The sequence below is a fragment of the Paenibacillus sp. FSL R10-2771 genome, from assembly GCF_038000205.1.
In the GTDB taxonomy this organism is placed as follows: domain Bacteria; phylum Bacillota; class Bacilli; order Paenibacillales; family Paenibacillaceae; genus Paenibacillus_AQ; species Paenibacillus_AQ phytohabitans.
Genome location: NZ_JBBOBM010000001.1, coordinates 4,967,670 through 4,981,478, shown reverse-complemented (window position 1 = coordinate 4,981,478; position 13,809 = coordinate 4,967,670). Strand labels below are relative to the sequence as shown.

11 protein-coding genes are annotated in these 13,809 nt (G+C 51.9%); 7 read left to right on the top strand and 4 right to left on the bottom strand.

The window, feature by feature from the left end:
- Positions 1-90: 90 nt before the first annotated feature.
- The gene (locus tag NSU14_RS21360; protein WP_340947312.1) at positions 91-1,839 is read right to left on the bottom strand and encodes an alpha-glycosidase; all 1,749 of its coding nucleotides are present in this window, start codon (positions 1,837-1,839) and stop codon (positions 91-93) included.
- A 737-nt stretch (positions 1,840-2,576) separates the two neighbouring features.
- Between NSU14_RS21360 and NSU14_RS21355 the strand changes: the two genes are divergently transcribed.
- From NSU14_RS21355 to NSU14_RS21325, 7 genes are all read left to right on the top strand, one after another.
- On the top strand, positions 2,577-3,911 hold the full coding sequence (locus NSU14_RS21355; protein WP_042135245.1) for a sugar ABC transporter substrate-binding protein: 1,335 nt from the start codon (positions 2,577-2,579) through the stop codon (positions 3,909-3,911).
- Between the two features lie 142 nt (positions 3,912-4,053).
- The gene (locus NSU14_RS21350) at positions 4,054-5,367 is read left to right on the top strand and encodes a carbohydrate ABC transporter permease (protein WP_042135247.1); all 1,314 of its coding nucleotides are present in this window, start codon (positions 4,054-4,056) and stop codon (positions 5,365-5,367) included.
- Complete coding sequence (locus NSU14_RS21345) at positions 5,364-6,212, top strand: sugar ABC transporter permease (RefSeq protein WP_042135249.1); 849 nt, start codon at positions 5,364-5,366, stop codon at positions 6,210-6,212. Before NSU14_RS21350 ends, NSU14_RS21345 begins: the two co-directional genes overlap by 4 nt.
- 122 nt (positions 6,213-6,334) lie before the next feature.
- Entirely contained in the window at positions 6,335-8,389 is a 2,055-nt protein-coding gene (locus NSU14_RS21340; RefSeq protein ID WP_340947311.1) for a methyl-accepting chemotaxis protein, read from the top strand.
- Between the two features lie 87 nt (positions 8,390-8,476).
- The gene (locus NSU14_RS21335; protein ID WP_340947310.1) at positions 8,477-9,139 is read left to right on the top strand and encodes a Type 1 glutamine amidotransferase-like domain-containing protein; all 663 of its coding nucleotides are present in this window, start codon (positions 8,477-8,479) and stop codon (positions 9,137-9,139) included.
- A 526-nt stretch (positions 9,140-9,665) separates the two neighbouring features.
- Positions 9,666-10,562, top strand: coding sequence for an AraC family transcriptional regulator (locus NSU14_RS21330; RefSeq protein WP_340948973.1), 897 nt, complete (start codon positions 9,666-9,668; stop codon positions 10,560-10,562).
- 134 nt (positions 10,563-10,696) lie between these two features.
- A complete protein-coding gene (locus NSU14_RS21325; protein WP_340947309.1) occupies positions 10,697-12,202 on the top strand; it encodes an alpha-glucosidase/alpha-galactosidase in 1,506 nt (501 codons plus the stop codon).
- Positions 12,203-12,611: 409 nt separating this feature from the next.
- Here NSU14_RS21325 and NSU14_RS21320 read toward each other — a convergent pair whose 3' ends face one another.
- The 3 genes from NSU14_RS21320 to NSU14_RS21310 are packed head-to-tail and all read right to left on the bottom strand — an operon-like array spanning position 12,612 to position 13,681.
- Positions 12,612-12,767, bottom strand: a complete 156-nt coding sequence (locus NSU14_RS21320; RefSeq protein ID WP_179093425.1) for a hypothetical protein — start codon at positions 12,765-12,767, stop codon at positions 12,612-12,614.
- Between the two features lie 6 nt (positions 12,768-12,773).
- Positions 12,774-13,355, bottom strand: a complete 582-nt coding sequence (locus NSU14_RS21315; RefSeq protein ID WP_076242695.1) for a DUF2812 domain-containing protein — start codon at positions 13,353-13,355, stop codon at positions 12,774-12,776.
- Entirely contained in the window at positions 13,352-13,681 is a 330-nt protein-coding gene (locus NSU14_RS21310) for a PadR family transcriptional regulator (protein ID WP_340947308.1), read from the bottom strand. Before NSU14_RS21310 ends, NSU14_RS21315 begins: the two co-directional genes overlap by 4 nt.
- Positions 13,682-13,809: the final 128 nt, after the last annotated feature.

Genomic DNA, 13,809 nt, shown 5'->3' with positions numbered 1-13,809 from the left:
TATTCCGCAAGCCATAACGGCTGCGGAATACCCTGTTTGCTTTGCCTGGAATATAACTCAATCCAATGAATGGAGCTCCTGAGACGGAGGCTAGGCCATATTAGCCTGCAGTACTGCATAACCGTAAGCCGGAAGCTTGAGCGACAGCTTGCCGCGTTCCGCACGGAGCGGTTCGCCGGTGAACAGGTTCTTCCAGGAGCGTTCCTGTACGTCTGCCCGGAAGGTCTGCGCGGTCTCCTCAGTATTGATCAGCACGAGAATAAGATCATCGCCCAGGCTGCGTTCATAAGCCAGCTTGGTGCCCCCGGGTCCGGCTTCCAGGAACGTGAAGCTTCCTGTGCGCAGTGCCGGATGGCTGCTGCGGATCTCGATCAGCTTGCGGTAATAATTGAACAGGCTGCGGTCCTGCATCGCCGGATTCCACTCCATGCACTTGCGGCAGTCCGGATCGCCTTCACCATCCATGCCGATCTCATCCCCGTAATAAATGCAGGGAGTTCCCATGAAGGTGAACTGGAACAGCGCAGCCAGCTTCAGCTTATTCTTGTCCCCATCCGCGAGCGTCAGCAAACGGGGGGTGTCGTGGCTGTCCAGCAGGTTGAAGGCAACCTCGCTGGCCTGCAGCGGGTAGCGCGACAGCTGTTTGCCGATGGAGTTGGCGAAGCCCTCCGCATCGAGCTTGCCATACACGAAGAAGTCGAGCACCGCATCCGTGAACGGGTAGTTCATCACTGCATCGAACTTGTCTCCTTCCAGCCATGGCGCGGATTCATGCCAGATCTCACCTAGAATATAAGCCTCGGGATTCGCACGCTTCAACACCTTGCGGAAGTCGCGCCAGAATTCATGATCGACCTCGTTGGCCACATCCAGGCGCCAGCCGTCGATGCCGACCTCCCGGATCCAATACTCAGCGACTTTCAGCAAATATTCCTTAACCTCAGGATTCTCCGTATTCAGCTTCGGCATCAGCGGCTCAAAGGCAAAAGCGTCATAATTCGGAATGTTATCCACTACCTGAAGCGGGAACTCGCGGACATGGAACCAGTCTTTATAAGCGGAGGCTTCCCCTTTCTCCAGCACATCCACGAACGGGGCGAAGGTACGTCCGGCATGATTGAATACAGCGTCAAGCAGCACACGGATACCGCGTTCATGGCAGGCGTCGACCAGCCTTTTCAGCGTCTTCACATCCCCGAAATGCGGATCAACCTGCATGTAGTCTTCCGTGTCATATTTATGGTTGGTGGTAGCTGTGAAGATTGGTGTGAAATAGATGCCCGTGATACCCAGCTCAGTAAGATGATCCAGATGGTCAATGACCCCCTGCAGATCACCGCCGAAGAAGTTGTCAGGCTTAGGAGTGCCGCCCCATGGCTGTACATTGTCCGGATTCAGACTGGAATCGCCGTTCGCGAAACGTTCAGGGAAGATCTGATAGAAGACAGCATCCTTCACCCACGCAGGAGGAATGAACACGTCACCGCGGTTGATATAAGGGAACTCAAACAGCCGGTTTGGATTGGCGGGACGTTCGGTTTGGAAATCGCTTTCGGTCATCCAGATGCGCTCATGGCCCTTTTGCAGCAGGAAGCCGTACTTCAACCGGCGGTAAAGGGGGACGGACTCGCACTCCCAGTAATCGAACATCGCATCCGAAGTGAAAAGAGTCATAGGAATCAACTCCTTGGTGTTGTCCCAGGCGTACTTGTCCCCGGCCCAGGCGAATACCTCGGTTAAATCCCCTTTCTTGGCACGCAGACGCAGGTGGATCGTTTCATGATCGTAGGCATAAGACCAATTGAGGCGCGGACGATGATACACAGCTTCTAACAACATACTAATTCCTCCTAAGGTTTAGTGAACCAAACACCCCTGAATAACACCGGGCAAACCAGCGCTGGCTCCGGAAGCAAGCATTTTACAAACACAGTCCTATATCTGGCAAGTGCATGATTAGCACAGCAGCTGTGCCACAATCGCACTAATCATTCAGATTCTGCGCATACCAAACAGGCACAACCGGCGCCGGGTAGCTTGTCCGAGGTTGTACCCAATTGAAGTAACATTGCCTTTGGATTATGTGAAGAACAGGGGCGTTCTTAATGTTTTGGATTATAGCATGGAATAAATTGAGGTTCAATATGTTTGTACAAACATTTGCACAAATACCGACAGGCAGGAAACCGATTTCCAAAGCCTGGAAAATGAGATTATATGGAAATTAAATTACATAATTCGCTAAAATACAGCAAAAAATGCGGTTTGTAAATTTTATTAATAAGATATACAGAGATATTTGAAGAAATCCTGTGAAATTAGAAGGAAATAACAAATCATATACATAAAATCATTGAATTTGCTTAAATACACTCTGTGCAAACGTTTTAACAATCTTGCCCGCTGATGTATTATGAATTCAGGAATGAAGCGCTTTCTAAAACTTGGCGGAGCACATAAGGAAGGGTCAATCTGCAAAACTTGAATTTTTTTTGAGTCTTCTGAAATCGTTTGCGCAAAGTCGGAGGCATCATGTTCAAATCAAGTGATATACAAATCGGGAGGGGTTAAAAGCAATGAATTTGAAAAAACTCATGGTTCTCACCGCATCGTTCTCTATGGCAATGTCGATTACGGCGTGCGGCTCAAACAACAATAACGGGGGAAATGCAGCAGCAACCAATGCTCCTGCGAATAATGCAGCAGCAACAGACAACGCTGGTACAAACGGCGGGAATGCTCCGGCAACAGATGAGATTGTACCTGAAGACGGCGCATCACTGGTGATCTGGGAGAGTAAAGAAGAAAGAGCATTTGCTGAAGAAATCGCCAAGCAGTTCACCGCGCAGTACAACGTTCCCATCAAAATTGAAGAGGTAGCACCGCCCGATCAGGTCGGCAAGCTGACACAAGATGGCCCGTCAGGTCTGGCTGCAGACGTTGTCCTCATTCCTCACGATAATCTGGGTAAGGCTGCAAGCGCGAGCCTGCTGCTTCCAAACGATATTTTCGGTGAGCAGACCAAAGCTGAGAACACAGAAGCATCCATCGTAGGCTCGTCCTATGAGGGTGAACTGTATGGTTATCCGAGAGCGGCAGAAACCTATGCCCTGTTCTACAACAAATCCCTGGTCAAAGAAGCACCTAAATCCTTCGATGACGTGATTGCCTTCAGTAAAACGTTCACTGATAAAGCCAAGAACAGATACGGAATTATGTGGGAAGTCGGCAACATGTACTTCAACTATCCGTTCATCGCTACAACCGGCGGTTACCTGTTCGGCAAAGACGGTACGGATAAAGACGATATCGGTCTGAACAATGAAGGCGCGATCAAAGGTCTGAGTGAATTTGTAAAGCTGAAAGAAATATTGCCGATTAAGAGCGGCGACATTAACCCGGACATCAAGCGCAGCTTGTTCAACACTGGCGATGTGGCCATGGATATCACTGGACCTTGGGAGCTTGCCGGTTATAAAGAAGCTCTGGGCGACAACCTCGGAATTGCTCCGATTCCTACCATCGACGGCAAAACGGCAATTACTTTCTCCGGGATTAAAATTTTCGGAGTCAACGCTTATAGTCAGTATCCGAATGCGGCTAAATTGTATGCCCGCTTTGCTTCCGGCAAAGACGCTCAGCTGACATTGAACAAATTGGTCGGTTCCGTGCCTACGAACAACGAAGCGCTGCAGGATGCGCAAATCACCGGCGACCCGTTCATATCCGCTTTTGCTGAACAGGCCAAGAACTCCCAGCCAATGCCTTCGATTCCTGAAATGGGTAACGTATGGAGCCCGGTAAATGCGGCACTTCCTGAAATTTGGGATAACAACGCAGATCCTAAGGCAGCTATGGACAAAGCAGTAGAACAAATTAAGGATTTGAATAACGGGGCATCTGCCCAGTAAAATCAGCTCTCCGGCAGTGTAATCATCAGCTGCCCTTGAGGCAACAAACAACCATCAGCACACAGTGGAATCAAATCGCCCGCCGCATAGCTCGCGGCGGGCAGTTTCCTGAATTCCGCGCGGAGAGGAGAACGGAAGGGAAATGCAGCGATACAAAGCTAGAGCCGCAGTACTGTCGGCCATTTTTATGGGATTGGGACAAATATATAACCGCCAATTCATCAAAGGACTTATTTTCATAGCTGTAGAAGCAGCCGCACTATTCTATTTCATTACCAATTTGGGCAGGGCCTTCTGGGGCATCACCACACTCGGGGAATCTCCAAGCCGCCTTGAGAAGGTTAAGGGCATCGCAAAAATGGTTCCCGGTGATCATTCCATCGTCATTCTGATTGAAAGTCTAATTACCCTGCTGTTCTTGGTTTTATTCCTGATTGTCTGGTACATGAATATTAGGGATGCCCTTAAAATCGGAGCAGAACGCGAAACCGGTCGTCCATCGAATACATTCAAGCAATCCGTACGCTATATTCTGGATTACAAATTTGCCCAGAGCTTTTTGCTGCTTCCGGGTATCGGTATTTTGTTCTTTACCATCATGCCGATTATTTTTATGATCATGCTGGCCTTCACTAACTACGCCGCACCCGATCACATCCCGCCGGCCAGGCTGGTGGACTGGGTAGGCTTTGAAACCTTCCGTAACCTGCTGGTGCTGAAATCCTGGAGCCAGACCTTTTATGGAGTACTTACCTGGACAATTATCTGGGCGGTTCTATCGACTGTAACTACTTACTTCGGCGGGATGCTCGTTGCCCTGCTGATCAATCAAAAGGGGATCCGCTTCAAGGGACTGTGGAGAATGATTCTGATCGTCCCTTACGCCGTCCCGCAGATGATCTCCCTCCTGCTGATGCGCAACCTGTTCAACGGGCAGTTCGGCCCGATTAACCAATATCTCAAATACTTCGGACTTGGCGGACTACCGTGGCTGACGGATCCGTTCTGGGCGAAGGTCACGGTTATCATCGTCAACATGTGGGTCGGTATTCCGGTATCTATGCTGCTCATCATGGGCGTGCTGACCACAATCCCGCGGGATATGTATGAAGCAGCCGAAGTGGACGGGGCTACGAATTATCAGAAGTTCCGGATTGTCACCCTGCCGATGATTCTGTTCTCTACCGCGCCAACGCTGATTATGCAATTTGCCGGAAATATCAACAATTTCAACGCGATCTACCTGCTGACCGGAGGCAGTCCGGTGAAAGGTGACTATCAGTATGCCGGGTCAACGGACCTGCTGGTAACGTGGCTGTATAAGCTGACGCTGGATCAGAATAAGAATAATATGGCTTCTGCAATAGGCATTATACTCTTCATCATTGTTGCCGGGTTCTCCCTGTATAATTACCGCCGGACCAAATCATTCAAAGAGGAGGATATGATTCAATGATCATCGGACGCAAGCTTACGGGCTTTATTCGTTTGGGCCTCAGCTACATCATTCTGGTTATCCTGGCGATTGCTGCGATCTATCCGGCACTCTGGATTCTTCTGGCATCCTTCCGTCCGGGCAAATCCCTATACAGCAAAACGCTGATTCCCGACCATTTTACACTGGCTCATTACAAAGAGTTGTTCACTTCACCGGTCTATATGTTCGGAACCTGGTACGCAAATACGCTCAAGATTGCCGTGTTCTCCATGCTGATCGGCGTGGTGCTGACGCTTTTGACCAGTTACGCCTTATCCCGGTTCCGGTTCAAAAGCCGCAAGACGACCATGTCAACCCTGCTGATCCTCGGGATGTTCCCGGGCTTCATGAGTATGATTGCAATCTATCTGCTGCTGAAGGAGTTCAATCTGCTGGATACCCATCTGGCATTGATTATCGTGTACGCTGCCGGAGCACCGCTCGGAGGGACCTTGATTGCCAAAGGCTTCCTGGATACGATTCCGCGTTCGCTGGATGAAGCCGCGCGGATTGACGGGGCGAGTAACTTCGGGATTTTCACACGGATTATCCTGCCGCTGTCCCGCCCGATGATCACTTATATGGCACTGACCCAGTTTGTCGGCCCATGGGTGGACTTCATCTTCGCCAAGCTGATTCTGCGGACCAAGGAGAACTGGACCGTCGCGGTCGGAATGTGGGATATGGTCAATACGATGCAGAATTCCAACTTCACGCTGTTCGCAGCGGGTGCAGTATTGATCTCTGTACCGATAATGATTCTGTTCGGCTTCCTGCAGCGCCTGCTTGTTGATGGTCTGACCGCAGGGGCGAGCAAGGGGTAAGCCTTTATGGAATTAGGATAATAAGAAATGCTGATCTCATTATGAATAACAGGTGCGGCCTTTATGCAGTCAACGAAGGGCTGCACCTGTATTTTTTACCGAACAAATAAGGGGAGAGCGGAATGAAACGGCAGCGGAAATTAAACTTCAGATCGGTTGGCGTCAAATTATTTGTGATTCTGTTCTGTACAATTGTGCTATTGTCCTCTGTGCTGGGCTTAACCTCCTATTATGCTGCTAAAAGAATCATTACCAACGAGGTAGCAGCGGCATCCTCACAGTCTATTGTGCAGGCGGCGGACAAGCTGGACTTCCTGTTTGCTGAATATGAAGCGCTTTCAAGACAATTCGCCGTAGACTCTGCACTAAAATCAGATATGGAGACCATCCATAATCCCGGTGCCGGAACGGTAGCCAAGGTGGCAGCTGAAGACCGGATCCGCCGTAAGCTGGATTCCGTCCGGGGCTCCGATGAGCGCCTGCTGGGCGTCCGGCTGGTCGCAAGAAGCATGGTGGATGCTGAATCCTACAAATCAACAGGCATCAGTGGTGTGCGCAGTGATGAAGGCGTTCTTGCCCGCATGAAGGCGATCGATAACGGCAAAGGCAACCCCGTCTGGTTCCCCGCACGGGCCAAAGGCTTCTTCGATGCTTACAGTGAGTCCTCTATGACAATGGGCCGTCTGCTGCGGAATATCCAGAACCCGGCAGCGGAGTATTATATGCTGATTGAGCTGAAGGGTAAAGCTCTGACCGATGTATTATCCAATCTGCATATCGGACTTGCCGGGGAGATCCGCATCCTTGACAGGGCCGGCAATATTGTGTACGGGGCGGATAACGGGCTGCTCGGACAGCCTTCTTACATACAGGCAGCGGATACCGGGGTTGAAGGGCAGAAGCAATCCTTCACTGCGGCTGATGAGCAGGGCAGCTCACAGCTTGTCGTCTATCAGCCGCTGGTGACAGCTGACTGGACACTGCTGGGTTATGCGCCGGTGAGTGATTTCACTAAATCGGCAGACCGGCTGCTCTATATTACACTGCTGGTTGTGCTGGCTGCGGCTGTGATTGCGCTGGTGATTGGTTATGTGCTGGTGCGGCTGATCGGCCGCCCGCTCGGCAAGCTGGCCCGGCTGATGGAGGAAGGCGAACAGGGGAATCTGCAGGTGCGGACGAACTTCAAGGGCCAGGATGAGATCGGGCGGCTGGGACACAGCTTCAACCGGATGATGGAGCAGATCTCCCGGCTGGCCGGCCAGAGCAGCAGTTCGGCGGCGGCGGTGCTGGCCACGTCCGAGCAATTGGTGCTTGCTTCGGGTGCGACCCGTACTCATGCCAGGGAAGTGGCTGCCGCAACCGGCGAGATCGCCGGCGGGGCAGCCAGCCTGGCGGCAGAAGCGGAGAGCAGCAACCGCAAGGTGGAGCTGATGGGAGACAAGACGGACGAAGTAGCGGGGACGAATGCAGTCATGGCTGATTCCGCAGGAAAGGTCATGGCGGTAAGCGATCAGGGAGCGGAGCTGATGAAGAAGCTGGTGGATCAAAGCGAATCTGCCCTGAACATGATGAATCTGATTCAGGAGAACTCGGCCATGCTGCGTGACAGCATGGTGCTGATCCGCAGCATTCTCTCCCCGATGATTGCCATGAACAAGCAGACGAATATTCTGGCTCTTAATGCTTCTATTGAAGCTGTACGTGCGGGGGCTGCGGGGAGGGGCTTTAATGTCATTGCCGATGAGATCAGGGGACTGGCTAACCAATCCAGCCAGTCAATTGCGTCTGTCTCCAGAATTACGGAGGAGATCAGCGGCCATATCGAGAACACGGTTAAGGTAGTGAGTGAAGCAGCACCGCTGTTCAGCGGGCAGATAACCTCGGTCCGGGAATCTTCGCTTATCTTTGAAAGTGTGCGGGCGGAGATGGAAGTGTTCAGCGGTTATCTAAGCCAGTCTTCGGCGGCTGTTAAGGAGCTGACCGGTTACCGGCAGCAGCTGGGGCAATCCATGGCGAGCGTAATCTCGGTCGTGCAGCAGACCAGTGCCTCAACGGAGGAGGTGGCCTCGATGTCTTCACAGCAATTCATAGTGAGCGAGGAGCTGGTGGCTCTGTCAGGCAAGCTGGAGGTGTTAGCGGAGAAGCTGAAGCAGTCGATGGTTTCTTTTCAGGGATAAGCCGGTGTGTAGTTGATAAAGTGAAGTACTATTGCCAGAACTTACACTTGTCGTTATAGTTGTCTGTAAAAAACCGAAGGTGATGTCATGGATAAGCACTTATTTCTGAATGGCGGGGGCCCGCCGTTTACGCCGGATCTGGCAAGAAAGTTTAAAGGTAAAGTGGGTGTAGGCGCAGGTCCTGTTGTTGTATTATTCGTGGAGCGTGGGGAGAGCTGGGAAGATTACGTGCCGGTCTATACGCGTCCGCTGGCTGATGCAGGGTTAACAGAGTTCCGTTATCTGCCGCTGCCCGCTACACCTGCGGATGTTGTTGTTCAGAGCATAGAGACCTGCTCGGGCATTATCATCGGAGGCGGGGATACGGACCTGTATGCCGATTATATTGTAGATACCGCGATCGGCGGCGCTATTAAACGGAGGTATGAGTCCGGCGTTCCGGTTGCGGGGTTCTCGGCGGGAGCTTTAATCAGCCCTGAACTATGTATTATTTCCGCTAAGGATAATGAGAGCAGGTTGTTTGATCACCGCAAGGGCTTGAATCTGATCCCTGAGCTGCTGCTGTCCGTACATTTTACCCAGTGGGATGACGAAGATCATTTAAGAACCGCCGTCCGTACGTTCGGTGAGCTTCCGAATTACGGGATCGATGAAGAAACAGGGATCTACCTGTTGAACGGAGCGCTGGAAATGGCGGAGGGCGGCGGAGTGTATAGCGTGGTGAATGATGTTCTGACTAAACTTCATTGATGATCGAAAACAAGGGTAGGGATAGACACTTAGATAGGATTATTGAAAACAAGAGTGGAGCGCTTCGTGCCTTTGCTCTTGTTTATTCTGCGTTCTTCTCTCTGCTGCACATAAAAAATAAGCGAAAATCCTGCACGAAATACAACAATCTCCTCATCAAATTAGCAAGAATGGAAAAATATTGTATTAAATACAGCATTTTATCTAATCCAATCGAATTAATGAACCAATTCTTGTATTTCATACAACAATACTCCGGACAACTCCCGGCTATATGAACTAAAGTTGTAATACTTACAACATTAACGCGAATAGAGAGTACTGAAAAAATTTTGATTATCTGCGAGGAGGGAGCTCTGAATCTATGTGATCCTCACCTGGAATTCTAATTTACATACAAGAAATGATTAACTTATAAAGATATTTATTCCAGTATTGGACTTCGGCCAGCTTCTTGTCCTGGCGGAGCTCAAGGGATACACTTGTGCTATGAATACTGGCGAAGGAGGCATGCGGGATGCCGGAGTTGAACGGAAGTCTTTTTCAGCAGGCCTTGCTTGACGGGGATTACAGCCCGCGATTCCTGGCCTACTATTACAAGCAGTGGAGCAACTACACAATGGCCTACCATCAGCATAATTCCACCGAAATTATGTATCTCATCTCAGGCAGCTGTGTGGTCGAGGTGCGGGATGAATCGGGAGGCCATACCCCCTTCCGGCTGAAGCGGGGAGAAATGATTCTCCTGGATGCGGGCGTTCCGCACAGGCTGATCGTCGAAGACGGGTCCTCCTGCCGGATGCTGAATGTGGAGTTCGCATTCACAGAGTACGTCGGTGTAGCCCCCTCGGTAGGCAGGCTGGCCCGGGAGGAGGAGACGCTGGCGGATTTGCTGCAGAGTCCCTTCGATAGTCTGGTGCTGTCAGACCAGGAAGAGGTGTTTCATGTACTAAAGGCATTGGTGCTGGAGCTGGATCAGCAGGGCAAGAGCGGAAACAGTATGGTTCAGCTGCTGTTCTCGGAATTGCTGCTGCGTCTGTCCAGACTGCGGCGGGAATCGCTGCCGGCCAGCCAGCAGCCCTCACAGCTCTATGTACGGCGCGCGGTAGAGTTCCTGCACCAGAACTATGACCGGAGTATTCAAGTCAAGGAAGTTGCGCTCACTGTGAATGTCCACCCGGGTTATCTGCAGCGGATCTTCAGGACACATACCGGCCAGACCTTAACCGATTACTTGAACAGGCTGCGAATGGAGAAGGCCCGGATGCTGCTTGGGCAGAGTGAGATTCCAGTCGCGGAGATTGCCGATTATGTGGGCATTAGCAGCAGGCAGTATTTTCATCTCCTGTTCAAAAAGTATACCGGCTGTACTCCGGTCGAATACCGCAACTCGCTGGACCGCCATTCCTGGAGTGAGGAATAGATGGGTTTCTGGATCTAAAGGTGAGAATTGTTGACACAATAACGGCAAAGTGGTCATGATATTGGTTACGCTTCCCGCAGCCTCCTTGCTACAATGGACAGGAACCCACTATTCTTTGCCGGAGGATGATAACGATGTCTTTTAAAGTAACCTTTATCGGGGCGGGCAGTATCGGATTTACACGCGGGCTGCTGCGCGACCTGCTTACAGTACCGGAATTCCGGAATATTGAAGTCTCATTCATGGATATAAACAGCCATAATCTGCAGATGGTCACCGAGCTGTGCCAGCGGGATATTAAGGAGAACGGCCTGGATATTGTGATCGCTCCCACTACGGACCGGAGAGAAGCGCTGAAGGATGCCAGGTACGTATTTTGCACTATCCGCATGGGCGGCCTTGAGGCGTTCGCCACCGATGTGGACATTCCGCTGAAATACGGCGTGGACCAATGCGTAGGTGATACGCTGTGTGCGGGAGGGATCATGTACGGACAGCGCGGCATGGCCGAGATGCTGGAGATCTGCCGGGATATCCGGGAGACGGCTGCGCCGGATGTGCTGCTCCTGAATTACTCGAATCCCATGGCCATGCTCACCTGGGCCTGCAATAAATATGGCGGTGTGCGGACCATCGGACTCTGCCATGGCGTACAGCACGGACATCATCAGATCGCCGAAGTCTACGGGCTGGAGAAGTCGCAGGTGGATATTATCTGCGCCGGAATCAATCACCAGACCTGGTACATCTCTGCGAAGCATGAGGGCAAGGATCTGACGGCCGGACTGCTGGAGGCCTTCGAGCAGCATCCGGAATTCAGCCGGACCGAGAAGGTGCGGATCGATATGCTCCGCCGCTTCGGCTACTACAGCACGGAGTCGAACGGACATCTGAGCGAATATGTTCCCTGGTACCGCAAACGCAGCGGCGAGATTATGGACTGGATTGATCTGGGCAGCTGGATCAACGGAGAGACAGGCGGATACCTGCGGGTCTGCACAGAAGGCCGCAACTGGTTCGAAACGGACTTCCCGAACTGGATGAAGGAACCGGCTCTGGAGTATACCCGGGAGAACCGTGGCGAGGAGCATGGCTCCTATATAATAGAAGGACTTGAGACGGGCCGCGTGTACAGAGGTCATTTCAATATGGTGAATAACAGGGTCATCTCCAATTTGCCGGACGATGCCATTATTGAAGCTCCGGGGTATGTAGACCGCAACGGTATCTCGATGCCGCTGGTCGGCGACCTGCCGCTGGGCCCGGCGGCTGTCTGCAATGTAAGCATCTCCGTGCAGCGGCTAGCCGTGGAAGCAGCCGTGCATGGCGATGACAAGCTGCTGCGCCAGGCCTTCATGATGGACCCGCTGGTCGGTGCGGTCTGTAATCCGAAGGAGATCTGGCAGATGGTGGATGAGATGCTGGTTGCCGGGGAGCCTTGGCTGCCGCAGTACAGCGCGGCTATCGCTGAAGCGAAGGAACGCCTAGCTTCCGGTAATCTGATCCCGACGAATGCCGGCAACGAAGGCGCTGCCCGGCTGAAGGTGAAGACCGTGGATGAAATGATGCAGGACCGTGAGGCCGCGAACAAAAACGCCGGGGAGTCCGATAAGGGCAAGGATAGAGAGAAGGTGCGTTAAATAAGTTAATTCGGCCGGAAGCAGCGCGTTTGCTTCCGGCTTTTTGTTGATGTTCGGGGACGTGAAGGTCACACAATTTAGATTGAAGCCGGAAATGAAAAAATTGGGGGGAGAGGCGGAAGAAGCGGTAGTGTAGGGAGAGGCGTGAGAGGCGGGAAAAATCGGAAGAAGCAGAAGATGCGGATGTGGCGGGAGGGCGGGAAAAAGCGAAACAGGCGGGAGAGGTGGTAGTGGCGCAAGTGGGGGAGTTACTGGTGCAGATGGCGTAGTCGGAATGAAGCGGACTGAGAAGACGCTATTTTGGCCAAAAGCCTCATATTGCCGCTGATTCGGACTGAGATTCCGTTATCTTGTTCAAATGAGCCACAAATGAAGCCTGATCGGTCAATTAACGGAATCTCAGTCCTTTTCACAAGCTGAATGGAGCCGGAGTGGGGAACGCGCTGTTGGAACGCCCCGCCAACACCCGGATCATCACCGCAGAACGCCCCGCAACGGTCGAATCGTCACCGCAGAACACTCCGCCAACGCCCGGATCATCACCGCAGAACGCTCTGCGGAGCATTAAGGCTCACTCCCGGACCAGCTTGTCATTTTGCAGCTTGGTAATCTTGCGGCGGATAGGCATACTTAATGAAATGAAGAACAGGGCCAGAACGATGAGCAGCAGGCCCATAATAAGGTTGATTCTGTTGAGGGCGGTGGGATTGTTCACAAACATCAGGGATATATTAAAGACGCCAATGATCAGCTCCGCCACCGCGAGCGAAATCCATAACCGGAATATTCTCTGATAATGCTTAATTTTGGAATCGGTATCCGAATAAATGGTGAAGGCACCCTCCGCTGCTTTTCTTCGAAAGATTACCCAGCGCGGGTTGACATATACAGTCTTGCCCGACGGCTTTTTGCCGGCTGGCACACGCTCGGCTCCGGTCTCCTCCATGAACTGCAGGTATTCGGCAGACTTGGCTTTCTTCGGATCTTCCTCCAGCAACTCAAGCCTGTAGATGTATTCCCCCGGGGCGCTCTCTTCAAATACATAACGGGCCCAGGAGTATTCGACAAGCGCAAGACCTTTGGCAGACATGTCATTCAGCCACTGCTCTTCCTTCTCAAAATCCGCGAAATATTTGCGTACCACATGACTCATTCCGGTTCGCCTCCTATTAGCTTTCTTCCATTAGACAACAGCTCATCGAGCCTGGTCATTTCGCTCAGCAGTGCAGATCTGCCTGACTCCGTAATCCGGTATTCCTTCTTGCGGGAATCCTGCCCGCCCGCCAACGGCTCAATCCAGCCCCGCTCCACCAGCGTGCCAAGCGCGCCATACAGCGTGCCGGCGCCAAGCTCCACGCGCCCGTTACTCAGCAGCTTCACATTCTGCATAATTCCGTAGCCGTGCATCGGGGTGAACAGTGACAGAAGAATATAATATACGCCCTCTGTCAGCGCCCCGTATTCATTGCTTCTTGACAAATGCCTCACCTGCCTTAGTCTAGTATTAACGATTCGTTACATCAACTGACGTTATAGCAATCACCGTTACATCGCCTGACGCTATATCGTCAACCGATATACATATTATATCGGTCGCCGATATAGCA

Coding starts and splice junctions, on each gene's coding strand:
- NSU14_RS21360 (WP_340947312.1), bottom strand. CDS start 1,839: ATGTTGTTAGAAGCTGTGTATCATCGTCCGCGCCTCAATTGGTCTTAT.
- NSU14_RS21355 (WP_042135245.1), top strand. CDS start 2,577: ATGAATTTGAAAAAACTCATGGTTCTCACCGCATCGTTCTCTATGGCA.
- NSU14_RS21350 (WP_042135247.1), top strand. CDS start 4,054: ATGCAGCGATACAAAGCTAGAGCCGCAGTACTGTCGGCCATTTTTATG.
- NSU14_RS21345 (WP_042135249.1), top strand. CDS start 5,364: ATGATCATCGGACGCAAGCTTACGGGCTTTATTCGTTTGGGCCTCAGC.
- NSU14_RS21340 (WP_340947311.1), top strand. CDS start 6,335: ATGAAACGGCAGCGGAAATTAAACTTCAGATCGGTTGGCGTCAAATTA.
- NSU14_RS21335 (WP_340947310.1), top strand. CDS start 8,477: ATGGATAAGCACTTATTTCTGAATGGCGGGGGCCCGCCGTTTACGCCG.
- NSU14_RS21325 (WP_340947309.1), top strand. CDS start 10,697: ATGTCTTTTAAAGTAACCTTTATCGGGGCGGGCAGTATCGGATTTACA.
- NSU14_RS21320 (WP_179093425.1), bottom strand. CDS start 12,767: ATGCTCCGCAGAGCGTTCTGCGGTGATGATCCGGGCGTTGGCGGAGTG.
- NSU14_RS21315 (WP_076242695.1), bottom strand. CDS start 13,355: ATGAGTCATGTGGTACGCAAATATTTCGCGGATTTTGAGAAGGAAGAG.